We start from the raw sequence: 24,918 nt of genomic DNA, 5'->3' as shown, positions 1-24,918 counted from the left end.
ATCAGGCATGCCGCGGCAGACTTTGAAACGCCGACCCATCAGCATTGAGGGGGAGCATGATGATGGGCCTGTCAGCTATCGGACGGACCAGTTGAGGCTCTGTCCCGCCAGGAAAGGGACCAACGCTTCGCTGCCCGTTGAAATTTCTTCCGGGAGGGTAATTGGTTCGCGGCGGAGTTCAACCCAGTCTTCATTAACCGGCAAGCCGTAAAAACGCGGGCCGTTTAACGAACAGAATGCTTCAAGTTTATCCAGCGCGTTTATTTCATCGAAAACCGTCGCGTAAGCGCTTAAGGCCGCTTGGGCATTGAATACGCCGGCGCAGCCGCAACTGGATTCTTTCCTGTGTTTAACATGAGGAGCAGAGTCAGTGCCGAGGAAAAGCCGGTTGCAGCCACTGGCGACGGCATCCCGCAGCGCCTGCTGGTGAATGTTTCTTTTAAGAATGGGCAGGCAGTATAGATGCGGCCGAACTCCGCCAACCAGCATGTGATTGCGGTTAAACATTAAATGTTGTGGGGTAATGGTGGCGGCAAGATACTCATTACCTGATACAATGTACTGCGCGGCCTCTTTAGTCGTAATGTGCTCGAATACGACTTTCAGTTCGGGGAAGTCCTTGCGTAATGGCTCCATCACCAATTCAATAAATCGGGCTTCCCGATCGAAAATGTCGATTTCAGGAGCGGTCACTTCGCCATGTACCAGCAACGGCATCCCTATTTCTTGCATTTTTTCCAGAACGGGATGGATGTTGGCAATATCCGTTACGCCATGACTGGAGTTGGTCGTCGCATTCGCCGGGTATAATTTTGCTGCGGTAAAAACGCCCTGCTCAAAGCCGCTGACAATCTCCGCGGCATCCAGCGAATCGGTCAGATAACAAGTCATCAACGGTTGAAAACTATCGCCTTCGGGGATGGCGGCCAGAATGCGCTGACGATAAGCGATAGCGCTTGCCACGCTGGTGACCGGCGGTGTCAGATTGGGCATGATGATGGCTCGGCCAAAAAAGCGGCTGGTGTACGGAAGAACGGTTTTGAGCATCTGATCATCACGTAAATGAAGGTGCCAATCGTCAGGGCGGCGGATTTTCAGCATGTCTGGCAGTGCGGTCATGGAATGTGCTCCAGCGGTCAGTAGAAAAACATCATCTGTCAGTCGGATTGAGACTAATACGGCGGGGAATAAGGATAAGTGCAAAGCCTTTCGAATGCATCCGTTAGTTGATGAATGTTCAAAATTAACTAGTATAACCACTACGACTATTGGCATCTCATGCCTTATCTTTTGATCTTTAAACATAAATTAAATAAGAAGGACTAAAATGGAAATTCGTATCGTTGCCAGCTTACAGGCTAAAGCTGAATTTATTGACGATGTTACCGCAGCGGTGAAACAGGCTGTGGCGCCCAGCCGTCAGGAAACGGGTAATCTGCAATATGATTTGCATGAAGAAATCGACAAGCCCGGCGCGTTTGTCTTCTTTGAACGTTGGAAGAATCAGACTGCGCTGACAGAGCATGAACAATCAGCCCATTTCAAGCGTCTGATCGCTGATTTGGAAGGGAAAACCGAATCATCAAGCATAAAATTGCTGAAATTTCTGGGCTGATAAAAGGCATCCGGGATTTTTTTAAGGCGGTATAGCCCGCGATAAAAAAATGCCAGGAGTATTTTTTAACGCCGCTTGCGGCGGCCCGAAGGGACCGGGCAGGGATAGCCCGCGATAAAAAAATGCCAGGAGTATTTTTTAACGCCGCTTGCGGCGGCCCGAAGGGGGGCGGGCAGGGATAGCCCGCCATAAAAAACGCCCGCCGAATTGGCGGGCGTTTTTACTGATAATGAAATTGATTATTCATTAATCGGCGTTGGCTTGGTTGCAGGCGCTGTAGCCTGGTTAACTGCGGCATGGCCTCCGGCTGAACCTTTGCCGTTGAACTGATACTCAGGACGCTTCCAGTCGCTCTGACGAGCCGGTTCCGGTTGATAATCCGGCGCTGGCGCTTTGGTCATCGGCGCGGTTGCGTGAAACTTATAACGCGGTTGTGCTGTCTCCGCTTCTGCCGGTTTAACCGAAATCACCGGTTTTTCCGCTGGCGCAACCGGTGCGACATCTGCCGGCTGAGGTGCGGTTTCTGCGGGGATTTTCACGCTTTCCTCGACGATTTCATCGCGTTCTGCAACGCTCTCGTCGATTTCCACGACAGCTTCATCGCGTTCCGCAACGCTCTCATTGCTTTCCACGACAGCTTCATCGCGTTCTGCAACGCGCTCATTGCTTTCCACGGCGGCTTCATCGCGTTCTGCAACGTGCTCGTTGCTTTCCACGACGGCTTCATCGCGTTCTGCAACGTGCTCGTTGCTTTCCACGACGGCTTCATCGTGCTCTGCAACGCTTTCATTGCTTTCCACGACGGCTTCATCGTGTTTTGTAACGCGTTCATTGCTTTCCACGACGGCCTCATCGCGTTCTGCAACGTGCTCGTTGCTTTCTACGACAGCTTCATCGCTTTCTCCGTAAGCCTTGTCATCAACCAGTATCGGCGGAATATCGTCGGCATCGGTTTGCGTTTCGACAATGTCATCCGTGACTGCTTCGGGCGCGGTTTTCTGTACTGGTTGCCCAGCTTCAACGGCAGTCGCCGCTTTGCCCGGCTCATCTTCTATTACCGCCGGCGTTTCCTGAACTGAAGCCGCGATAACCGGAGCCGCTGTTTCCACGATGGTCGGCAGATGAGGCGTGGCTACAGACGCGTTATTTTCCGCCTGCTGCTGTTCTTCAAGCTGTTCCAGCGATTGGTATTGAGCAACGGGATAGTTTATCCACACTTTGCCTGACGCCATTTCCGGAGAAGCGGCAGCATATTCCAGCGGCATTGGCGACTGAGACGGATACCGCTCATCACGGTAACGGCGGCGGCGTTGACCGCTAACGCGCAGATGACGCGGTGAGCGGCGGGAACGACGCGGCATACCGTTATTTTCCGTATTCGCCCCTTTGTTGGCGTCAGCGGCCTGCGTACTTTCCGTTTCGTTAGCGTCGGCAACGGCAATCGCGGCTTCATCAACGGGCTTGATTTGCGGCGCTACGCTTTCCGTCGTTACCGCCGTCGCTGCCGGTTCGGCAGCTTCAGCCGGCGCGTTTTCGGATTGAATCCGTACCTTCTGCGTCAATTGGCGACGCTGACGGCGCGGCATGACCTGAGCCGGTTTTTCCTGTTCGGCGGCGACTTCTTCCGCTTCGGCTACAACGGTATTTTGCGCTTTCGCTTCCTGTTGGGACTGACGTTTATCATCCTGACGGCGACGCTGACGCTCCGCACGCGGTTCGCGGCGCGGTTGCTCGTCAATAGCGGCTTTTTCTGGCTCTTCCGCCGCGCGGGCTTCAGGCGCCGCTTCAGCATTCTGACGTTTATTCCGGCGTTGCTCTTCACGCGTATTGCGATCGCGGCGGTTGTTGCTCTGACGGCGTGTATTACGACGTTCCTGACGCTGGCCTTCGCTGGCCGCGGCCGATTCGGTTTTCTTCTCATCCGCCGTCTCTGCTACCGCGCTAGCGGGTTCGGATGCGAAAATACCTTTCAGCACGCCCAGCAAGCGGCTAACAAGCCCTGGCTGAGCCGGCGCGACTGGCGAAACCGCCGATGGGGCCGATTTTTCCACCGCCAGTGCTTTATCTTCCGCCGGCATGCTAGGCATGGTGAAGGCGGCTAATGCTGGCTGCTCCGGCTGTTTACGTTCGGCAACCTGTTCTTCCTGCAATTGTTGGGCTTCGGTTTCCAGCAGTTGCGGCAGCAGATAGCTGAGGGTCGGCTTTTCTTCCCCTTTGCGCACGCGTACGACGGAGTAGTGCGGCGTTTGCATGCCATCATGCGGGACGATAACGGCTCGAACTCCCCCTTGACGTTTCTCAATCGCATTGACCGATTCACGTTTCTCGTTCAGCAAATAGGATGCGATTTGTACGGGAACGATGGCATGTACTTCTTTGGTGTTTTCTTTCAGCGCCTCTTCTTCGATAAGACGCAGAATAGACAGGGAAAGGGACTCGTTGTCGCGCACGGTGCCGGTGCCGCCGCAGCGTGGGCAGACATGATGGCTCGATTCTCCCAACGACGGGCTAAGGCGCTGGCGGGACATTTCCAACAGACCAAAGCGAGAAATGCGGCCGATCTGAATACGGGCCCGATCCTGGCGGACAGAGTCCCGCAGACGATTTTCCACTTCTCGCTGGTGGCGAACCGGCGTCATGTCGATAAAATCGATGACGATCAGACCGCCCAGGTCGCGCAGTCGTAACTGGCGGGCGATTTCATCGGCGGCTTCCAGGTTAGTGTTGAACGCGGTCTCTTCAATATCGCCGCCGCGGGTAGCGCGGGCGGAGTTGATATCAATCGCGGTCAAGGCTTCCGTGGTATCAATGACGATAGAACCGCCGGAAGGCAGACGCACTTCACGCTGGAACGCCGATTCAATCTGGGATTCAATCTGATAATGGCTGAACAGCGGGATCTCGCCGCTGTAAAGTTTGATTTTGCTATTGAAGTCCGGGCGGCCGAGCGCGGAGATATGCTCTTTTGCCAGTTCGACGATTTTAGGGTTGTCGATCAGGATTTCACCGATATCCGGGCGTAAATAATCACGGAAGGCGCGAACAATAACGTTGCTTTCCTGATGGATCAAAAAAGGCGCGGGACGGCCTTCAGCCGCTTTCTTGATAGCTTCCCAGTGCTTCAGACGGAAAGCCAAATCCCATTGCAATGCTTCGGCGGATTTGCCGACCCCTGCGGTACGAACGATAAGCCCCATACCATCGGGCAACTGTAAAGAACCTAACGCTTCTTTCAGTTCCGTTCGATCGTCGCCCTCAATTCGGCGTGAGATACCGCCGGCGCGGGGGTTGTTTGGCATCAATACCAGATAACTGCCGGCCAGACTGATAAACGTTGTCAGCGCCGCGCCTTTGTTGCCTCGCTCTTCTTTATCTACCTGAACAATGACTTCCTGTCCTTCGCGCAAGACATCTTTGATGTTGGGACGGCCATGAGAGGAATAGTTGCTGGGGAAGTATTCGCGAGCGATTTCTTTGAGAGGGAGAAAACCATGCCTTTCTGCGCCATAATCAACAAAAGCGGCTTCAAGACTGGGTTCAATACGCGTGATTTTACCTTTGTAGATATTTGCTTTCTTCTGCTCATGACCAGGACTTTCGATATCCAAATCATACAGCCGTTGACCATCAACCAAGGCAACACGCAACTCTTCCTGTTGAGTCGCGTTAATCAACATTCTCTTCATCTTTAACTTACTCGTTATTTTTACTTACATTATTGATAGAGCTGCGGACAAAAGAACCGCATGACCGGAGTGAACCGATGGCCTCGTGGCTTATCGCAAGGACGTCAACCTCCCGGTTGTCGCCTGCATAGAGACGCATGTTTCGGTAGCCTGTGTTTCCTGATGGAAAACAGCGCGTTTACTGAGGGAACAGCTTCTGAATAATGTCGCCAGATCTGATTCCATTTGCCGGCCAAGCTGCAATCCGCAGCCCGCTAACTGCTTGATATCACATTACGTCTTACGCCATTGCTGCGTTTGTGTGTCATCAGGCAAACTTAATAATTCCACAATTTCCCTTGCTTTAATGGAAATCAGCGCGGAAAACACGAAAAGCATTATTCCATTGCTGGCACTGTTATAGCAAGGTTACTTTGCCTGCCAGTATAAAGATAGTTGCGCCGTTATCCGCCAAACTGTCGGCGGTTGAGAGCAAATTCAGCCGAACCTGCTGGTGTAACAATATCTTCATAAGTCAGACTCCCAGTTAAGCACAGAAAAAGAAGTGGCGCTATCCAACCTCTCTATTTAGAATCGCGCATCATGAAAACAGAGAATCCAGCAGTACAGTTTGTGACAATATCCGCCGATGAGGCCGGACAACGTATCGATAATTTTTTGCATGCCCGGTTAAAAGGCGTGCCTAAGAGCATGGTTTACCGCATCTTGCGCAAAGGTGAGGTAAGGGTAAATAAAAAGCGGGTAAAGCCGGAATATAAGTTACTCGACGGGGATGAGATCCGTATCCCGCCGGTGCGGCAGGCCGAGCGCGATGCTCCGCCTGTTTCCGCCAGTCTTGGCAAAGTCGCGGCGCTGGCTGAATGCATTATTTATGAAGACGATCATATCCTGGTGCTGAATAAACCTTCCGGTACGGCGGTTCACGGCGGCAGCGGGCTGAGCTTCGGCGTTATCGAGGGCCTGCGCGCGCTGCGCCCGGAGGCCCGTTTCCTGGAGCTGGTTCATCGCCTCGATCGTGATACGTCGGGCGTTTTGCTGGTGGCCAAGAAACGCTCTGCGCTGCGTGCCTTGCATGAGCAGTTACGTCTCAAGGGGATGCAGAAAGATTATCTGGCGCTGGTGCGGGGCAACTGGCCGTCGCATTGCAAAAGCGTACAGGCTCCGTTGTTGAAGAATATTCTGCAAAGCGGCGAGCGTATTGTCCGGGTGAGCAGCGAAGGCAAGCCTTCGGAAACGCGTTTTAAGGTGGAAGAGCGCTTTGAAGCGGCGACGCTGGTTCGCGCCAGTCCGGTAACGGGCAGAACCCATCAGATCCGCGTACATACGTTGCACGCCGGTCATCCGATCGCCTTTGACGACCGCTATGGCGACCGCGATTTTGATAGCCAACTGGCCGAAACCGGGCTGAAACGTCTGTTTCTGCATGCGCAGGCGTTGCGTTTTGAGCATCCCAATACGGGTGAAACGCTGCGGATTGAAGCGCCGTTGGATGAGCAACTTCGCCACTGTCTGAAAATGCTTCGTAAAGCGAAAGGATAGCCAGGCGTTTCATCGGGATGCCGGGTCAGCGGTATCCCATCCAATCATTGCGTTATCAGCGGATTAACCTGTTCCGCGCGCAGCATATCCGCCAAAGCAATTAAAGGCAGGCCGATAAGCGTATTGGGATCGCGCCCGGACAGTTTATCGAATAGTGTAATTCCCAACCCTTCACATTTAAAACTGCCGGCGCAGTTCCAGGGCTGTTCCTTTTCCAGATAACCCTCAATCTCCTCCTGCGTCAGGGAGCGGAAATGGACGTCAAACGGCTCAACGAGGCGCTGTAGCCGCTGAGAGGCGCTATTAAACAGCGCTAATCCGGTAAAAAAAGTGACGCACTGTCCGCTTGCCTGCCGCAATTGCCGCACGGCGTTCGCTTTGTTATGCGGCTTCCCGGTAATGGCGTTGTTCAATACGCAAACCTGATCGGCGCCTATAATAAGATGATTGGGGTACTGCACCGCCAATGCGCGCGCCTTGCTTTCAGCCAGCCTCGCCACTAACGACGGCGCATCTTCGCCGGGGGCGGGCGTTTCATCTATATCTGGGGAGGCGCAAATAAAAGGCAGGTCGAGTTTTTCCAGCAGAGATTTGCGGTAGGGGGATGTTGAAGCGAGAACGATCTGATACATAATTTTTTTATAAACCGTAGCGTAATGATAAAAGGCATTTTAAACTGTGTGCCGCTCTGGAAGCGAATATTGGTGAAAGGTCGTGCTTCACTGCCTTTTTCTTTGACTCTATGTCGTTACGACGTTAATATGCGCGCCCTATGCAAAAGGTAAAATTACCCCTAACCCTTGATGCGGTCCGCACTGCTCAAAAGCGTTTAGATTACATTGGTGTTTATACGCCAGAGCAGGTAGTGCGTGTTGCCGAATCAGTGGTGAGTGTGGACAGTGATGTTCAGGCTTCTTTGTCTTTCAATATCGATAATCAGCGCCTGGCGGTGATTAATGGCAGCGCGGATGTTACGGTCACATTAATGTGCCAGCGCTGTGGAAAGCCATTTGAACATCAGGTTCATGCGGCGTTTTGTTTTAGCCCGGTCATCAATGATGAACAGGCCGAAGCTTTACCGGAAGCGTACGAGCCGATCGAGGTTGATGAGTTTGGCGAAGTCGATCTGCTGGCAATGGTTGAAGATGAAATCATCCTGACTTTGCCTATCGCCCCGGTACATGATTCTGAACACTGTGAAGTGTCCGAAGCGGACATGGTGTTCGGCAAATTGCCTGAAGAGGCAGAAAAACCGAACCCGTTTGCCGTATTAGCCAGTTTAAAGCGTAAGTAATTAAGGAGTAAGGTCCATGGCCGTACAACAGAATAAACCCACTCGTTCCAAACGTGGTATGCGTCGTTCTCACGATGCGCTGACCACGTCTTCCGTATCCGTAGATAAAGTTTCTGGCGAAACTCACCTGCGTCACCACATCACTGCGGACGGTTACTACCGCGGTCGCAAGGTTATTGCCAAGTAATTCTTGCGAATTATCAGCAAGGCAATACTTTGACACGCCTAACTCTGGCGTTAGATGCGATGGGCGGGGACTTCGGTCCCTGCGTAACAGTGCCTGCTGCATTGCAGGCACTGGCTTCTAATTCAAGCCTCAACCTGATATTAGTTGGCGATCCTGCTGCGATTACTCCATTACTAGCCAAAGTCGATTCTGATTTATCGTCCCGGTTGGAAATTATTCCGGCTGAATCGGTTATTGCCAGTGATGCCCGACCTTCGCAGGCCATCCGCGCGAGTCGCGGCACCTCGATGCGCATCGCGCTTGAGCTGATCAAAGACGGAAGGGCTCAGGCTTGCGTCAGCGCGGGCAACACCGGCGCGCTGATGGGGCTGGCTAAGCTCCTGATTAAACCGCTTGATGGCATTGAGCGCCCGGCATTGGTTTCCGTTTTGCCTCATCAGCAGCACGGGAAAACTGTGGTGCTGGATCTAGGGGCCAACGTCGATTGCGGCAGCACCATGCTGGTTCAATTCGCGGTGATGGGCTCGGTGATGGCTGAAGAGGTTCTTGGGCTGAAAAATCCGCGGGTGGCGTTGCTGAATATCGGTGAGGAAGAGAGCAAAGGCTTGGATAACATCCGCGATGCCGCGGCCAAATTAAGAAATACGCCTTCGATCAACTATATCGGTTATCTTGAAGGTAACGAATTGCTGACCGGGAAGACGGATGTCATGGTCTGTGACGGGTTTGTGGGTAATGTCACCTTAAAGACAATGGAAGGCGTGGTAAGGATGTTCCTTTCGTTGCTAAAGTCTCCATCTTCCGGTACGGACCGCAGGCAAAAACAGTCATGGTGGTTACGATTACTGGGACGTTTGTTACAAAAACGTTTGGCCAAACGTTTCGGCCATTTGAATCCTGACCAATATAATGGCGCGTGTCTGTTGGGACTGCGGGGAACCGTAATCAAAAGTCACGGCGCTGCGAACCAGCGAGCGTTTGCGGTTGCTATCGAACAGGCAATGCAGGCGGTACAAAGGCAACTTCCCGAACGGATTGCTGCCCGTCTAGAAGCTGTATTACCCAAGAGTGATTAAGCGTACATGTATACAAAAATAATCGGAACGGGCAGTTATCTGCCTGAACAAATCAGGACGAACGCTGATTTAGAGAAGATGGTGGATACGTCTGACGAATGGATCGTCACGCGTACCGGAATTCGTGAGCGCCGTATCGCCGCGCCAGATGAAAGTGTTGCCACGATGGGCTATCATGCGGCGCAAAAGGCGCTGGAAATGGCCGGCATCGATAAATCGCAAGTCGGTTTGTTGATTGTAGCGACGACATCTTCAAGCCATGCTTTTCCCAGTGCGGCCTGCCAGATTCAGCAACTGCTTGAAATCAAAGATACCATCGCATTTGATCTGGCTGCTGCCTGTGCGGGATTTACCTATGCGCTCAGCGTTGCCGATCAGTACATTAAAAATGGCGCGGTGGATTATGCTTTGGTCGTCGGTTCTGATACGTTATCCCGCACGTTGGATCCGCAAGACAGAGGTACGCTGATTTTGTTCGGTGATGGCGCCGGCGCCGTTTTATTGAGCGCTTCAGAGCAGCCGGGGATCCTGTCCACGCATTTGCATGCTGACGGACGTTATGGCGAGCTGCTGACGCTGCCGCACCAGGATCGCAATAATCTGGGAAAACCGGCTTATTTGACGATGTCCGGCAATGAAGTATTCAAGGTCGCAGTAACCGAACTGGCGCACATTGTTGAGGAAACGCTGCGGGCGTCCCAACTGGATAAAAGCGAATTAGATTGGTTGGTGCCTCATCAGGCCAATTTACGCATCATCAGTGCGACGGCCAAAAAACTGGGCATGGGAATGGATAAGGTTGTTGTGACGTTGGATCGTCACGGCAACACATCGGCGGCCTCCGTTCCCTCGGCTCTGGATGAAGCCGTGCGCGACGGGCGGATAAAACCAGGACAACTGGTACTGCTTGAAGCTTTCGGCGGCGGCTTCACCTGGGGTTCTGCGCTGGTTCGTTTTTGATTAAACAGGATTTTCACTATGACGCAATTTGCAATGGTATTCCCAGGTCAGGGATCGCAATCCGTTGGCATGCTGGCTGAACTGGCGGCGGAATATCCGATTGTTACTGAAACATTTGCTCAGGCCTCTGCTGTTTTAGGGTATGACTTATGGCAGCTTGCGCAGCAAGGGCCGGCGGAAGAGTTGAATAAAACCTGGCAGACTCAGCCGGCGTTGTTAACGGCTTCCGTCGCTATCTGGCGCGTCTGGCTACAGCAAGGCGGAAAAACGCCGGCGCTGATGTCCGGGCATAGCCTGGGCGAGTATTCCGCGCTGGTTTGCGCCGGCGTTCTTGATTTCCAGCAAGCTGTGCGGTTGGTTGAACTGCGTGGCAAGCTGATGCAGGAAGCCGTACCGGCAGGCACTGGCGCGATGTATGCGATTATCGGCCTGGATAATGACGCCATCGCCAATGCGTGCGAAGAATCCGCGCAAGGGCAGGTTGTCTCGCCGGTAAACTTTAACTCCCCTGGGCAGGTCGTAATCGCCGGGAACAAAGAAGCGGTGGAACGAGCCGGCGCGGCCTGTAAAGCGGCCGGCGCCAAACGTGCGCTGCCATTGCCGGTCAGCGTTCCGTCACACTGCGCGTTGATGGAGCCCGCCGCCGAAAAACTGGCTGTCGCGCTTGAGTCAGTTGATTTCAACGAACCGAAGATCCCAGTGGTAAATAATGTCGACGCGCGGATTGAAACATCGCCGGAAGCGATTCGCAGTGCGCTGGTGCGTCAGCTTTATAGTCCGGTGCGCTGGACGGAGTGCGTCGAGTTTATTGCCTCTCAAGGGGTTGAATCATTGCTGGAAGTTGGGCCGGGTAAAGTGCTTACCGGCTTAACCAAGCGAATCGTTGCTACCCTGACAGCTGCCGCGGTGAACGATCCTGCTTCTCTGTCAGCGGCGCTTGAAAAATAAAAACGGAGAAGACGATGAGTTTTGAAGGAAAAATTGCTCTGGTTACTGGCGCAAGCCGCGGAATCGGCCGGGCTATTGCCGAGACGTTAGCTGCTCGCGGCGCGACAGTCATTGGCACCGCCACCAGCGAGAAGGGCGCGGAAGCGATCGGCGCCTGGCTGGGCGAACACGGTAAAGGCTATGTGCTGAACGTCGCTGATGAGGCGTCCGTGGAAAAAACATTAGCAGATATTCGCACAGAGTTCGGCGAAATTGATATTTTGATCAATAATGCCGGCATCACCCGTGATAACCTGCTGATGCGCATGAAAGAAGATGAATGGCAGGATATTCTGGATACCAATTTGACATCGGTATTCCGTCTCTCCAAAGCGGTAATGCGCGCTATGATGAAAAAGCGTTTTGGCCGTATCGTCACTATTGGCTCCGTGGTCGGAACGATGGGCAATGCCGGACAGGCAAACTATGCGGCGGCCAAGGCCGGACTGATTGGCTTCAGCAAATCGCTTGCTCGCGAAGTGGCCTCCCGGGGCATTACGGTTAACGTTGTTGCGCCAGGTTTTATTGAAACAGATATGACTCAGGCATTGACAGAAGAACAACGAGCAGGCATTTTGAGCCAGGTTCCCGCTAACCGGCTTGGTGATGCTAAAGAAATCGCCAGTGCTGTTGCATTTTTAGCCTCTGATGAGGCGGGCTACATTACCGGCGAAACATTGCATGTCAATGGCGGCATGTATATGGTTTAAAAAGTACGAAAACTATTTGCGTTATTTGCGGCGATAACCGCAAAATAGCACAAAATCGTGGTTCGACCAGCCGGGATTTTGTTGCATCTTTTTCAACATTTTATACACTACGAAAACCATCGCGAAAGCGAGTTTTGATAGGAAATTTAAGAGTATGAGCACTATCGAAGAACGCGTTAAGAAAATCATCGTTGAACAGCTTGGTGTTAAGCAGGAAGAAGTCGTAAACAATGCTTCTTTCGTTGACGACCTCGGCGCTGATTCTCTTGACACCGTTGAGCTGGTAATGGCGCTGGAAGAAGAATTTGATACAGAGATTCCAGACGAAGAAGCCGAAAAAATCACGACTGTTCAGGCAGCCATTGATTTCATTCAGGCGAACCAGCAGTAAGCGAACATATCTAGGCGGTCACTCGACCGCCTAAGTTTTTTTTGTCCCGCAGTGTCATATTTTTCCCTCCCTGGAGGACAAGCGTGTCTAAGCGTCGAGTAGTTGTTACCGGACTGGGCATGTTATCTCCTGTCGGCAATACGGTGGAGTCTACCTGGAGTGCTCTTCTTGCCGGTCAGAGTGGTATCAGCCTGATCGACCATTTCGATACTAGTGCCTATGCAACGCGTTTTGCTGGCCTGGTAAAGAATTTTAACTGTGAGGAATTCATTTCGCGCAAAGAAGCTCGCAAAATGGATGCCTTTATTCAATACGGGATCGTAGCCGGCATTCAGGCCATGCAGGATTCCGGTCTGGAAGTAACGGAAGAGAACGCACCGCGCATCGGCGCGGCGATCGGTTCCGGCATTGGCGGTTTGGGGCTCATTGAAGAGAACCACAGCTCGCTGGTGAAGGGCGGTCCGCGTAAAATCAGCCCGTTCTTCGTACCGTCGACCATCGTTAATATGGTCGCCGGACATCTCACTATCATGTACGGATTGCGTGGGCCGAGTATTTCTATCGCCACCGCCTGTACTTCGGGCGTGCATAACATCGGTCATGCGGCGCGTATCATCGCCTATAATGACGCCGATGTCATGGTCGCCGGCGGCGCCGAAAAGGCCAGTACCCCGCTGGGCGTCGGCGGCTTCGGCGCCGCGCGCGCCTTATCGACCCGTAATGATAACCCTCAGGCCGCAAGCCGCCCGTGGGATAGAGATCGTGATGGTTTCGTGCTGGGCGACGGCGCCGGTATTATGGTGCTGGAAGAGTACGAACATGCGAAAAAACGCGGCGCCAAGATTTACGCGGAAATCGTCGGCTTTGGTATGAGCAGCGATGCCTACCACATGACGTCACCGCCGGCTGATGGCGCCGGGGCCGCATTGGCGATGGAGAATGCGTTGCGTGATGCGGCCATTTCAGCGTCGCAAATCGGTTATATCAACGCGCACGGTACATCCACCGCCGCGGGTGATAAGGCTGAAACCCAGGCCGTCAAATCGGTGTTTGGCGCGGATGCCGCCCGTGTATTAGTCAGTTCGACCAAATCGATGACCGGGCACTTACTGGGTGCTGCCGGCGCGGTAGAGTCCATCTTCAGTATACTTGCGCTACGCGATCAGGTTGTTCCTCCGACTATCAACCTGGATAACCCGGATGAAGGTTGCGATCTGGATTTTGTGCCGCATGAAGCGCGCCAGGTTAGCGGTATGGAGTATACGTTGTGTAACTCTTTTGGTTTCGGCGGAACGAACGGTTCTCTGTTATTCCGTAAGGTCTGACCGTCAAACCCCGATGAAAAAACCCGGTTTCCGGGTTTTTTTTTGCCTGTGTAAAATAAGACTGCTTGGCTTGTATGACGCGCCTAAATGCTGGCAAGCTGTCGACACTTGGCTGAATGGAAGAAATAAATGCTGTGGATAAATGGTCGGTTGCAAGAACAGCTGGCGGTGTCGGATCGAGGCACCCAGTTTGGCGATGGTTGCTTTACCACGGCCAGAGTGCGCGACGGGCAAATCGTATGGCTTGACAAACATCTGGCTCGATTGCAGGAAGCCGCCCGGCGTTTGATGCTGCCCGCCGTTGACTGGCCGCGGTTGTCGCAGGAAATGGGGCAGGCGGCGCAGGGCCGCCGTGACGGCATCGTCAAGGTCATCCTCACCCGGGGACAAGGGGGGCGGGGATATGGTATTCAAGGATGCGGTAGCCCGACGCGCATCGTTATGCAAGCCGACTATCCCGCGCACTATATCCGCTGGCGCGAGCAGGGGATTCGTCTGAGCCTCAGTCCGGTGGCGTTAGCCAGAAGTGCGCTGTTGGCCGGTATAAAGCACTTGAACCGCCTGGAGCAGGTGCTGATTCGCATCGATCTTGAACAGCGTTCCGCCGATGAGGTATTGGTGCTTGACACTTCCGGTGCGCTAGTGGAATGCTGTGCGGCTAATTTGTTCTGGCGTAAGGGAAAACGGGTTTATACGCCGGATCTATCCTATGCCGGCGTTGATGGCGTTGCCCGACGGCATATCATTTCACTGCTTGCGGATTCCGATTTTGAATTGCATATCGTCAGCGAGCCGCCAGAGACTCTGGCTGATGCGGATGAGGCGCTCATTTGTAATGCATTGATGCCGATTGTTCCCGTAAACCAGGCGCAATCCTGGTGTTATCGCTCCAGAAAACTGTACCGCTTTCTGAGCCCTAACTGTTAGTTGTTGGTTGATTTATGAAGATAAAAAAGATTGGTATTCCGATCGTCGTGTTGCTGATAGCCGCATTGCTGCTATGGCAGAAAGTACAAAATTTCGCCGGATCGGCGCTCGCTATCAAACAGGAAACCATTTTTACGCTCCCGGCGGGTACCGGACGGGACGGGTTGGAAACCTTATTGCTGGAGCAGAAAATCATTAGCGATGGGACGTTTTTTCCGTGGTTGCTGCGCGTTGAGCCGGAGCTGGCGAAATTTAAGGCCGGCACCTACCGCTTTACCACGGGAATGACGGTCCGGGAGATGCTGGCCTTGCTGTCCAGCGGTAAAGAGGCTCAGTTTTCCATCCGGTTTGTGGAAGGCTCCCGGCTGAAGGAATGGCTCGAAACGTTGCGCCAGTCATCCTATATTAAGCATACGCTGACGGATAAAAGCGCGCAGGCGATCGCAGAGCAGCTTGGAATGACGGATAAACCTAATCCGGAAGGCTGGTTTTATCCCGATACCTATATGTATACGGCCGATACGACCGACATTGCTTTGCTGCAACGCGCTCATCAGCGAATGAAAAAAGCCGTTGATGAAGTATGGCGGGGACGCGAGGAAGGATTGCCGTATAAAACGCCGGATGAGCTGTTAACTATGGCATCGATCGTTGAGAAAGAGACGGCGATCGCCGAAGAACGTACTCAGGTCGCGTCCGTTTTCATTAATCGCCTGCGGGCCGGTATGCGTTTGCAAACCGATCCCACCGTCATTTACGGCATGGGGGATGCGTATACGGGCGTTATTACCCGCAAGGCACTGGACACGCCGACGCCTTACAATACCTACGTTATTTCCGGATTACCGCCCACGCCTATCGCGATGCCGGGAAAAGCGTCACTGGATGCGGCCGCGCACCCGGCTAAAACGTCATATCTTTATTTTGTGGCGGATGGCAAAGGCGGTCATAGTTTTACTACTAACCTTGCAGACCATAACCGTGCTGTAAGGCAATACCGCTCAGCGCTAAAGGATCGGGATGAACAACAGTAAATTTATCGTTTTGGAAGGTCTGGAAGGGGCTGGAAAAACCAGCGCCAGAAGCGTTGTGGTTGATGCGTTGCATGAGTACGGCATCCGTGACGTGACTTTTACCCGCGAGCCTGGCGGCACGCCGCTGGCCGAAAAACTGCGCGAATTGATCAAGCAGGGCGCCACTGATGAGAAAGTGACGGATAAAGCGGAAATCCTGATGCTGTATGCAGCCCGAATCCAACTGGTGGAGAACGTGATCAAGCCGGCGTTGGCGCAGGGGAATTGGGTGATCGGCGATCGTCACGATCTCTCATCTCAGGCATACCAGGGAGGGGGCCGGGGAATAGATCGGCAGCTGCTGCAATCATTGCGTGATGCCGTACTGGGCGACTTTCGGCCCGACCTGACCCTCTATCTTGACTTACCGCCGGCCATTGGCTTGCAACGCGCCCGTCAGCGCGGGGCGTTGGATCGCATTGAACAGGAGTCACTGGCTTTTTTTGAACGTACCCGAGCCTGCTACCAGGCTCTGGCGGCGCAGGATAGCCGTATTGTGACGATCGACGCCTCGCAGCCGATAGACCAGGTCAGCGCCGACATTCGGGACGTCATGCGGCAATGGCTGCAAAAGCAAGGGTTGACTCCGCAAGCGTTAGAACAGGATCGTGCCTGATGGACTGGTATCCGTGGCTTAATTCCTCCTACCGCCAGTTGATCGGCCAATATCAGGCGGGGAGAGGCCATCACGCCATTTTGCTGCATGCGCTACCCGGCATGGGGGACGATTCGCTGGTCTATGCGCTGAGTCGCTGGTTGATGTGCCAGCAGCCGGAAGGAATGAAAAGCTGCGGCAAGTGTCATTCCTGTAACTTGATGGTGGCGGGAACCCATCCTGACTGGTATGTGCTGAGCCCGGAAAAAGGCAAACACAGTCTGGGGGTTGATGCGTTGCGCGACGTCTTGGACAAGCTGTATCAGCATTCCCGGCAGGGCGGCGCTAAAGTCGTCTGGTTGCCGTCTGCGGAACAGCTTACCGAAGCGGCGGCCAATGCGTTGCTGAAAACGTTGGAAGAGCCTCCGCAGGGAACCTACTTTCTGTTTGGCTGCCGTGAGCCTGCTCGCTTGTTGGCCACGCTGCGTAGCCGTTGCCTGTACCATTATCTGGATGCGCCGAGCGAAACGCAGAGCGTGCTATGGTTAAATTCACGTCATAAAAGCGACGCTCTGGCGTTGCGTACCGCATTAAGGCTACAGGCGGGCGCTCCGCTGGCGGCGGAAAAGCTTTTGCAGCCGGAGCGTTGGAAGCAGCGGGTCATGTTATGCCAAGCATTCTCTGCCGCGTTGACCTCGCGCGATCTGCTTTCGTTATTGCCTCAAGTTAATCACGATGATGCCGATGAACGTATCCACTGGTTGGCGTCGTTGCTGCTTGATGCAATGAAGCGGCAGCTAGGGGCGGGAGAATATCTGGTGAATCAGGATCAGACCGCGCTGGTTGAACAGTTGGCGAATGTAGACAATTCTCAGCTACAGTACGAAGCGCACCAGTGGCTGGCCTGCCGGCAAAAGTTACTGACGGTAACGGGAGTGAACCGTGAGTTATTATTGACCGAGCGATTGCTTGATGCCGAACAGAGCCTCTCTGCGCGTGTTCAGCGCTACTTTCATCCATTTTCTGCTTAATTAATTTCGAGTAAATATCATGTTGTTAGTTGATTCCCATTGCCATCTTGATGGACTGGATTATCAGTCAATACATAAAGATGTCTCTGACGTATTGGAAAAAGCCAGACGCCGCGACGTCGGTTTTGTCTTGGCGGTCGCCACGACGCTGCCTGGTTTCCGCGCCATGACCGATCTCATCGGCGTGCGGGATAATGTGGCTTTCTCCTGTGGCGTTCATCCGCTAAATCAGGATGAGCCTTATGATTACGCCGAATTGCGTCAGCTTGCTGCGTCCAGCCAGGTGGTGGCGATGGGGGAGACGGGGCTGGACTACCACTATCGGGAAGAGACTAAAGCGCAACAGCAAGCGTCTTTTCGTGAGCATATTCGCATCGGCAATGAGCTGAATAAGCCGGTGATTGTTCATACCCGTTCTGCCAGAGCCGATACGCTGGCTATTTTAAAAGAAGAACAGGTAGAGAAGTGTGGCGGCGTACTGCATTGTTTTACCGAAGATTTAGCTACAGCCAGAACGCTATTGGATATGGGGTTCTATATCTCGTTTTCCGGCATCATCACCTTCCGTACCGCGGAGGAATTGCGCGACGTCGCTCGCTATGTGCCGTTGGATCGCATGTTGGTTGAAACCGATTCTCCCTGGCTGGCTCCCGTTCCTTTCCGGGGGCAGGAAAATCAGCCGGCGAACGTTCGCGATGTGGCGGAGTATTTGTCCGTGCTCAAAGGCGTCGCGTTGGACAAACTGGCGGAGATGACGACGGAAAACTTTTCCCGCCTGTTTCGTATCGATCCGGCACGGTTGACCAGTGCGCAATAGTGGTTAAGAATAGCCGAGTTTTTTTGAGGTGTGTAATTAATAGCGACGGGCGCACAAGCTGTCTGGCTTTTTTTTCGCCATTTATGTGCGTTTTTTAGTGAGATATCTCAAATTAGATTACTTTATGCTCTGTTTTGACTTGCCGGGTTGTTGAAACGTGATAGCAGTCAAACATTGTTTGCGCTATTTATTTTACTCTTCGTAAAAATTAAAGGGGGGCTAAGACCTCCCTTACTTGTAAAGGGTATCCTCCCCGCCTTTTATGTATATATAAGCATCAGAAGTAAAAGCACCATTACTCAGGAGCACACTCAATTATGTTCAAGAACGCATTCGCAAACCTGCAAAAAGTAGGTAAATCGCTAATGCTGCCGGTATCCGTACTGCCAATAGCAGGTATCCTGCTGGGCGTCGGCGCGGCGAATTTTAGCTGGTTACCCGCTGTTGTATCCCATGTTATGGCTGAAGCCGGCGGTTCTGTCTTCGCCAATATGCCCCTGATCTTCGCTATTGGTGTGGCATTGGGATTCACCAACAATGACGGCGTATCGGCACTGGCTGCTGTTGTGGCTTATGGCATCATGGTGAAAACCATGGCTGTGGTGGCGCCACTGATTCTGCATTTAACCCCGGAAGAGATTGCGGCGCAGCACCTTGCCGATACCGGCGTATTGGGCGGTATTATTGCGGGTGCCATTGCGGCCTACATGTTTAACCGCTTTTATCGCATCCAATTGCCGGAATACCTTGGCTTCTTTGCCGGCAAACGCTTCGTCCCCATTATTTCCGGTCTGTGTGCGATCGTTCTGGGGATCGTCCTGTCGTTCATTTGGCCGCCGATTGGCCGAGGCATCCAGGCATTCTCCCAATGGGGCGCTTATCAGAACCCGGTTGTAGCATTCGGCCTGTATGGTATTGTTGAACGCTCGCTGGTGCCTTTTGGTCTTCATCATATCTGGAACGTGCCTTTCCAGATGCAGATCGGTGAATTCACCAATGCGGCCGGTCAGGTATTCCACGGCGATATTCCGCGCTACATGGCCGGCGACCCGACCGCGGGTAAATTGTCCGGCGGCTTCCTGTTCAAAATGTATGGCTTGCCTGCCGCCGCTATCGCTATCTGGCATTCGGCCAAACCGGAAAACCGCGCCAAAGTGGGCGGGATCATGATCTCGGCGGCATTGACCGCATTCCTGACCGGGATTACCGAACCCATCGAGTTCTCTTTCCTGTTTGTCGCGCCAATCCTGTATGTGATCCACGCTATTTTGGCCGGTCTGGCGTTCCCGATCTGTATTCTGCTGGGCATGCGTGACGGCACCAGCTTCTCACACGGTTTGATTGACTTTATCGTGCTGAGCGGCAACGGCAGCAAATTGTGGCTGTTCCCGATCGTTGGTCTGGGTTATGCGTTTATCTACTATTCTATATTCCGCATCCTGATCGCTAAGCTGAATCTGAAAACCCCAGGGCGTGAAGATAGCAGCGCCGATCAGGTTGTTCAGGGAAGCTCCGAAATGGCTGCCGCGCTGGTTAGCGCATTCGGTGGCAAGGACAACATCACCAACCTGGATGCCTGTATCACTCGTTTACGCGTGAGCGTGGCGGATGTATCAAAAGTCGATCAGGCTGGTTTGAAACAATTGGGTGCTGCTGGCGTCGTTGTGGCGGGTTCTGGTGTTCAGGCGATTTTCGGTACTAAATCTGACAACCTGAAAACCGATATGGACGACTACATCCGTAATAGCTAATTAGCAGTCGGGGAGTTTCAAAAGGGGCGAAAGCCCCTTTTTTTTATGGCCTCATTGGCTGCCATCCGCTCTACCTCCATGACAACTACGCCCGCCGTCAATTTAATTTCACTTAATTTCCGTAACACAAATCCAATCTCTTGCCGATAACCCTCTATATGGCGCAGCGAATCTATAAGGGCAAGCTGCCAGTCTGACATAGCGCACGTCTTTTGCTAAGCAGCCTAAATTAAGTAAAGGATAATCGTTACGATTTCCTGAGGGTGCCGGTATTTTGCATTCAAGAAGGTGACAGCATGCATACAGCAATCAAGGGCGCTGGGTTTGATATGTTAAAACAGGTTATTGAACAGTCTGTCGATGCCAAAGTGGTTATCGGCGAAAATGGTAGCGTCCTGTTCTTTAATGCCGCGGCGGAAACGCTGTGGGGGAAAAACAGAGAAAGCGTGATTGGCCGGGAGGCCGGTTTGCTTATCCCCGACATTCATTCCCTGACGGCCCATCCCGGATGCGATGCCGCAAGCGAGCTGGCGTCCATGGCGGGAACTTATCGCGATATCCAGATAGAACTGGACGACGGGGCGAGCGAGAAAATTATTGAGATTGGCCTCTCTCTTATCAATACGGCAGGACAAATTTTCTATTTGGCCATCGCCAGAGATGTCTCTATTGTTCGCCGACAGCAGGAAGAGCGGCGTTTGTTGTCGCTGGCGCTGAATAAAAGCGGATCGGCGATTTACATCACGGATGAGAACTGGCGTATTACCTATCTTAATGACGGATTCACCCGCATATTGGGCTATACGCTGGCGGCGGCCCAGGGACATACGCCGCCGCAGTTGCTGACCTCGGGAACGTCTTCCCGCGCCAATATCGAGGCGGTGTGGGAACTGTTCCGGCAAGGTAAGCCGTTCAAAGGAAATAGGCTGTTATTCCGATCGGATGGCCGGCGCCTGTGGGCGGATATCATGGAAACCCCTATTTACGATGAACAGGGTAACCTCTCGCATATTGTCGGCGTACTGACCGACATCACGCAGCCTCAGATATATCAGTCTTTACATCAGCAGGTATTGGAAGCGCTGGTGCGGGAACAGCCGCTGGCGCAGGTAATGGAGCAGATGTGCCGTCTCATTGAATCGATTCTTCCCGACTGCATGGCTTCCATTCTCCGCGTAGACGAGCAGCAACGTCTGCATCCTCTGGCGGCGCCCAGCTTGCCCGACGATTTTATGCAAGCAATCGATGGTTTGGCCATCGGCCCGTTGGTGGGATCCTGCGGAACCGCCGCCTTCCAGAACGAAGCGGTTATCGTTACGGATATTGCGCAGGATCCCCGCTGGGAGGCGGGGCGCGAGCTGGCGTTATCGCTGGGATTGCATGCTTGCTGGTCAAGCCCCATCCGCAGCGGCGATGGAAAAGTTATCGGAACTTTTGCTTTCTATTTCCGTCAATGCCGTGAGCCTGATGCACTGCATCGGAAAATCGCGGAAATATGCACTAATCTGTGCTCGCTCGCTCTGGAGCGGGAGGATTCCCGCCGCGATATCCGACAACTGGCGTTCTTTGATGCGCTAACCGGGTTGCCTAACCGGAATCTGCTGTTGGCTCAGGCGGATAAAACTATTGATGAAGTTGAGCGGGAAGGCGCGCCGTTGGCGGTGCTGTTTATCGATTTGGATCACTTCAAGGCGATCAATGATGCTTACGGCCATGCCGCAGGGGATGAACTGCTGCGCACTATCGCCGATCGGCTGCGGCAGTCCTCGCGGACGTCCGACATCGTCGGGCGGCTTTCCGGCGATGAGTTCGTCATTGTCTTGCCGTATTGCGGCGAAGAGCAGGTTTCAGAAGTCCTTGAAAAACTGCGCGGAGCCATTAGTCAGCCCTTTCAGTTGGCCGGTATCACCGTAACGCCGCAGTCCAGCATCGGTATCAGTTTATATCCGAATGACGGCAGAGATATGACTACGCTGTTATTACATGCCGATCTGGCTATGTATCAGGCCAAACGTACCAGACGTGGCGGCCTGAGTTTCTATAACAAAGAGATGAACATCGCCGCCCGCGAACGGATGATGATGGAACACGAACTTCGCCTGGCTTTGGCCAATGAATCGCTAAGTTTAGCCTGGCAGCCGCAGGTGAAGCTAAAAGATGGCGAACTGTGCGGCGTAGAGGTGCTGGCGCGCTGGCATCATCATGAATTGGGATATATTCCGCCTTCACGCTTTATACCGCTGGCTGAAGAGTGCGGCCTCATTCACCAACTGAGTGATTGGGTGCTGAATACCGCCTGCCGGCAACTCGCCCGTTGGCGTGAGGCTGATGTTCCCGTGCCCGGCATTTCCATCAATCTTTCGCCGGCGAGTTTTTATAATCCGAACCTGCCGGCGGCGATACTTGCCACGTTGGAAAAGTATGGCCTGGAATCCGCTGATTTAATCATCGAAATCACAGAAAATATTCTGCTCGATAATAGCCCTAACATTATGTCTTCGATCATGGAGCTCCATCGTAGCGGCATTCAATTATCCATCGACGATTTCGGCACGGGATATTCCAGCCTGGGATATTTGCGCCGGCTGCCGATAAGCGAACTCAAGCTGGACAAGAGTTTTGTCGACGATCTTGAATATGATGCCGCCAGCCGGGCGTTGAGCAAGGCGGTCGTCGGCATTGGCGACGGCCTTGAGCTCAGGCTGGTGGCGGAAGGCATCGAAAAACGCGCGCAGTTGGAGATTCTACAGGAGCATGGATATAAGCTGGGGCAGGGATATTTCTTTTCAAAACCACTCTCCGTGCCGGAGTTTGAATCATGGCTGGCCGAATCGATCCGTCAGTCGAGCCATGGGGCGCTTCGTTAATCTCAGGCGCCGTGATGCGGCGGACAACTCGGCGGATCCGTATTTTGGCGGTGGCGAATTATCCATTTGTGATAGAAATAGTCAAAGAAGGTTGAAAGAAATGGAATATGTCACTCATACTGCCTATGCCTTTCATTCTATTGGGCAGATACGATTTTGGTCCGAGCTTGTTTTAAAAGGAAATCAATCATGGCTGAAGAAACCATTTTTAGTAAAATTATCCGCAAGGAAATTCCTGCTGACATCGTTTACCAGGATGAATTGGTAACAGCCTTTCGTGATATCGCCCCGCGTACACCCACACATATTCTGATCGTACCCAACGTCTTGATCCCCACGGTTAATGATGCGACGGCTGAACATGAAGCCGCATTGGGGCGGATGATTACGGTTGCCGGGAAAATCGCCAAACAGGAAGGTATCGCCGACGATGGCTACCGACTGATTATTAACTGCAATCGACACGGCGGACAAGAGGTTTACCATATTCACATGCATCTGCTTGGCGGCCGCGCGTTAGGCCCATTATTGGCTGAGCCGGCCTGACGCCAATGCGCCGGTACCGGCTGTTTTATTGATTAGGAAGTGCCGACTGATGCTGCGGACTTAGGTGTTGAGAGAGGACATATGAAAAAATATCTATGGGTGGTATTGGCTACGCTGGTGCTGACGGGGTGTCCAAGCCGACCGCCCGAGCCCACGGAACCGCCTGCGACAGTTGAACCGGTGGAGCCGCCGGTTTCTACGGCGCCCCCGCCGAGCGAGCAGGTTCCGCCGCCGCCAAAAATCCAGACGCAGAATTGGGATGCCAGCATCAATCCGCTGATCGCTCAAATGTTGAAAGCCGAGGGCGTCGCGCCGGGAAGTATCCTGCTGCTGGACAGCGTGAAGAATAACACCAACGGCGCGTTGCAGACGGCGAGAGCCACTAATGCGCTGTATAACGCGCTGTCGTCCGATCATACTTTTACGCTGGTGCCGAAAGAGCAGGTCGCTCAGGCTACGCAGACGTTAGGCCTGTCGGTTGACGATAGTCTGGGTTCGCGCAGCAAGGCGATTGGGCTGGCCCGCTATGTCGGCGCGCAGTATGTGCTGTATAGCGACGTGAGTGGCGATATCAAATCACCGGTGCTGGATATGCAGCTGATGCTGGTTCAGACCGGCGAAATCGTTTGGTCGGGTAGCGGTGCGGTACAATAGCAAACAACAGATTGCCGACATAATCGGTAAGCATTTCCCGGCGGCAGAGTCCGCCGGTTTTCATTTTGAACCCATCAGCGGGTTAAGCAGCGAAAGCTGGCGGATCCGTTCCCCCGGATTCGACGTGCTGGCGCGGCCACAGTCGGTATCCGGCCGTCTATCGGGCACCGACCGCCAACGGGAGTTTCACCTGCTGCGGCAGATGGCGAAGATTGGTTTGGCGCCGCGTCCGCTGCTGTGGGCCGATGGCTGGTTAATTGTCGAATGGGTGGCGGGGCGCGTTGCCACGGCGTCCGAGTTCTCCGCCTTTCTGCGTAACGGCGAACTGGCGCGTTGTCTCGCCCGTCTTCACCAACAGCCGCGCTGCGGCTACCCGTTAGCGCTAAAGCCGATCTTCGCCCGTCATTGGCAAATGATGGATGTCCGCCGGCGTACGCCGGGGCTGTTGCGGCTTCACCAAGATTTCCAACGTAAGGCGCAGCCTAAACCATTGGCTATTGCTCCGTTGCATCTGGATGTTCATGCGGAAAATTTGTTGCTGACAGATGAAACAATGATGTTTATCGACTGGGAGTACGCGTCGGATGGCGATATTGCGTTGGAGATGGCGTTTATTATGCGCGCCAACCAGTTGGATAGCGCAGCGCAGCGGCGTTTTTTACAAACCTATCAGCAGCAGCGTCCGGGATTTTCTCTCGCATGTCTGCGGCAGAGAACCGCGCAGTGGCTGCCGTGGGTCGATTATCTGGTGTTGATGTGGTACGAAATACGCTGGCGGCAAACCGGACAGGAGCGATTTCTGCGAGCGCTGGCGCCCTTGCGTCGGCAACTGGGGATAAGTGAATAGCCGGGTTAGCGCAAGGCCGGGACGATGTGTTAATCAATTG

24 protein-coding genes are annotated in these 24,918 nt (G+C 53.4%); 20 read left to right on the top strand and 4 right to left on the bottom strand.

All coding sequences use genetic code 11. From position 1 onward, the window contains the following. Nucleotides 1-75 precede the first annotated feature (75 nt). On the bottom strand, nucleotides 76-1,119 hold the full coding sequence (gene pyrC, locus HC231_RS13545; RefSeq protein ID WP_208227155.1) for a dihydroorotase: 1,044 nt from the start codon (nucleotides 1,117-1,119) through the stop codon (nucleotides 76-78). Between the two features lie 208 nt (nucleotides 1,120-1,327). On the opposite strand from pyrC, the gene HC231_RS13540 reads away from it, so the two are divergent. Further along, a complete protein-coding gene (locus HC231_RS13540) occupies nucleotides 1,328-1,615 on the top strand; it encodes a putative quinol monooxygenase (RefSeq protein ID WP_208227154.1) in 288 nt (95 codons plus the stop codon). 239 nt (nucleotides 1,616-1,854) lie between these two features. On the opposite strand, the gene rne is transcribed toward HC231_RS13540, so the two are convergent. Continuing rightward, a complete protein-coding gene (gene rne, locus HC231_RS13535) occupies nucleotides 1,855-5,301 on the bottom strand; it encodes a ribonuclease E (protein WP_208227153.1) in 3,447 nt (1,148 codons plus the stop codon). 582 nt (nucleotides 5,302-5,883) lie between these two features. Here rne and rluC point away from each other — a divergent pair. Beyond that, entirely contained in the window at nucleotides 5,884-6,840 is a 957-nt protein-coding gene (gene rluC / locus HC231_RS13530; RefSeq protein WP_208227152.1) for a 23S rRNA pseudouridine(955/2504/2580) synthase RluC, read from the top strand. A gap of 44 nt (nucleotides 6,841-6,884) precedes the next feature. On the opposite strand, the gene HC231_RS13525 is transcribed toward rluC, so the two are convergent. Beyond that, a complete protein-coding gene (locus HC231_RS13525) occupies nucleotides 6,885-7,472 on the bottom strand; it encodes a Maf family protein (protein ID WP_208227151.1) in 588 nt (195 codons plus the stop codon). 140 nt (nucleotides 7,473-7,612) lie between these two features. Between HC231_RS13525 and yceD the strand changes: the two genes are divergently transcribed. From yceD to ptsG, 14 genes are all read left to right on the top strand, one after another. Then, nucleotides 7,613-8,134, top strand: a complete 522-nt coding sequence (gene yceD, locus HC231_RS13520) for a 23S rRNA accumulation protein YceD (protein WP_208227150.1) — start codon at nucleotides 7,613-7,615, stop codon at nucleotides 8,132-8,134. A gap of 16 nt (nucleotides 8,135-8,150) precedes the next feature. After that, nucleotides 8,151-8,321: a 50S ribosomal protein L32 gene (rpmF, locus tag HC231_RS13515; RefSeq protein WP_048638531.1), complete on the top strand. Its 171-nt coding sequence runs from the start codon at nucleotides 8,151-8,153 to the stop codon at nucleotides 8,319-8,321. Nucleotides 8,322-8,350: 29 nt separating this feature from the next. Beyond that, a complete protein-coding gene (plsX, locus tag HC231_RS13510; protein ID WP_208227149.1) occupies nucleotides 8,351-9,397 on the top strand; it encodes a phosphate acyltransferase PlsX in 1,047 nt (348 codons plus the stop codon). 6 nt (nucleotides 9,398-9,403) lie between these two features. Then, the gene (locus HC231_RS13505) at nucleotides 9,404-10,357 is read left to right on the top strand and encodes a beta-ketoacyl-ACP synthase III (RefSeq protein WP_208227148.1); all 954 of its coding nucleotides are present in this window, start codon (nucleotides 9,404-9,406) and stop codon (nucleotides 10,355-10,357) included. 18 nt (nucleotides 10,358-10,375) lie between these two features. After that, a complete protein-coding gene (gene fabD, locus HC231_RS13500; protein WP_208227147.1) occupies nucleotides 10,376-11,305 on the top strand; it encodes an ACP S-malonyltransferase in 930 nt (309 codons plus the stop codon). Nucleotides 11,306-11,319: 14 nt separating this feature from the next. Continuing rightward, nucleotides 11,320-12,054: a 3-oxoacyl-ACP reductase FabG gene (fabG, locus tag HC231_RS13495; RefSeq protein WP_208227146.1), complete on the top strand. Its 735-nt coding sequence runs from the start codon at nucleotides 11,320-11,322 to the stop codon at nucleotides 12,052-12,054. Nucleotides 12,055-12,208: 154 nt separating this feature from the next. Then, complete coding sequence (gene acpP / locus HC231_RS13490; protein ID WP_005970506.1) at nucleotides 12,209-12,445, top strand: acyl carrier protein; 237 nt, start codon at nucleotides 12,209-12,211, stop codon at nucleotides 12,443-12,445. A gap of 83 nt (nucleotides 12,446-12,528) precedes the next feature. Further along, nucleotides 12,529-13,770 carry a beta-ketoacyl-ACP synthase II gene (fabF, locus tag HC231_RS13485; protein WP_208227145.1) on the top strand — a complete coding sequence of 414 codons (1,242 nt, stop codon included), beginning with the start codon at nucleotides 12,529-12,531 and terminating at the stop codon, nucleotides 13,768-13,770. A 129-nt stretch (nucleotides 13,771-13,899) separates the two neighbouring features. Continuing rightward, nucleotides 13,900-14,697, top strand: coding sequence for an aminodeoxychorismate lyase (pabC, locus tag HC231_RS13480; protein WP_208227144.1), 798 nt, complete (start codon nucleotides 13,900-13,902; stop codon nucleotides 14,695-14,697). A gap of 14 nt (nucleotides 14,698-14,711) precedes the next feature. Continuing rightward, nucleotides 14,712-15,731: an endolytic transglycosylase MltG gene (gene mltG / locus HC231_RS13475; RefSeq protein WP_208227143.1), complete on the top strand. Its 1,020-nt coding sequence runs from the start codon at nucleotides 14,712-14,714 to the stop codon at nucleotides 15,729-15,731. Beyond that, the gene (gene tmk / locus HC231_RS13470; RefSeq protein WP_208227142.1) at nucleotides 15,718-16,386 is read left to right on the top strand and encodes a dTMP kinase; all 669 of its coding nucleotides are present in this window, start codon (nucleotides 15,718-15,720) and stop codon (nucleotides 16,384-16,386) included. The genes mltG and tmk overlap by 14 nt, the downstream gene beginning before the upstream one ends. After that, nucleotides 16,386-17,396: a DNA polymerase III subunit delta' gene (gene holB / locus HC231_RS13465; protein WP_208227141.1), complete on the top strand. Its 1,011-nt coding sequence runs from the start codon at nucleotides 16,386-16,388 to the stop codon at nucleotides 17,394-17,396. Before tmk ends, holB begins: the two co-directional genes overlap by 1 nt. A gap of 19 nt (nucleotides 17,397-17,415) precedes the next feature. After that, a complete protein-coding gene (locus tag HC231_RS13460) occupies nucleotides 17,416-18,213 on the top strand; it encodes a metal-dependent hydrolase (protein WP_208227140.1) in 798 nt (265 codons plus the stop codon). 317 nt (nucleotides 18,214-18,530) lie between these two features. Further along, entirely contained in the window at nucleotides 18,531-19,964 is a 1,434-nt protein-coding gene (ptsG, locus tag HC231_RS13455; RefSeq protein WP_208227139.1) for a PTS glucose transporter subunit IIBC, read from the top strand. 17 nt (nucleotides 19,965-19,981) lie between these two features. On the opposite strand, the gene HC231_RS13450 is transcribed toward ptsG, so the two are convergent. Continuing rightward, on the bottom strand, nucleotides 19,982-20,164 hold the full coding sequence (locus tag HC231_RS13450) for a hypothetical protein (RefSeq protein ID WP_208227138.1): 183 nt from the start codon (nucleotides 20,162-20,164) through the stop codon (nucleotides 19,982-19,984). 96 nt (nucleotides 20,165-20,260) lie between these two features. Here HC231_RS13450 and HC231_RS13445 point away from each other — a divergent pair, with 96 nt between their 5' ends. The 4 genes from HC231_RS13445 (at nucleotide 20,261) to thiK (ending at nucleotide 24,878) form a co-directional block, all read left to right on the top strand. After that, a complete protein-coding gene (locus HC231_RS13445) occupies nucleotides 20,261-22,831 on the top strand; it encodes an EAL domain-containing protein (RefSeq protein ID WP_208227137.1) in 2,571 nt (856 codons plus the stop codon). Between the two features lie 189 nt (nucleotides 22,832-23,020). After that, nucleotides 23,021-23,377 (top strand): purine nucleoside phosphoramidase, encoded by a 357-nt coding sequence (gene hinT, locus HC231_RS13440; protein ID WP_208227136.1) that lies wholly within the window; start codon nucleotides 23,021-23,023, stop codon nucleotides 23,375-23,377. An 81-nt stretch (nucleotides 23,378-23,458) separates the two neighbouring features. After that, a complete protein-coding gene (gene lpoB / locus HC231_RS13435) occupies nucleotides 23,459-24,031 on the top strand; it encodes a penicillin-binding protein activator LpoB (protein WP_208227135.1) in 573 nt (190 codons plus the stop codon). Then, entirely contained in the window at nucleotides 24,018-24,878 is an 861-nt protein-coding gene (gene thiK / locus HC231_RS13430) for a thiamine kinase (RefSeq protein ID WP_208227134.1), read from the top strand. The genes lpoB and thiK overlap by 14 nt, the downstream gene beginning before the upstream one ends. The last annotated feature ends 40 nt before the right edge of the window (nucleotides 24,879-24,918 follow it).

This window comes from Brenneria izadpanahii, assembly GCF_017569925.1.
Classification (GTDB): Bacteria; Pseudomonadota; Gammaproteobacteria; order Enterobacterales; family Enterobacteriaceae; genus Brenneria; species Brenneria izadpanahii.
The sequence above is the reverse complement of the archived record's forward strand: the minus strand, read 5'-3'. Positions and strand labels throughout refer to the sequence as shown.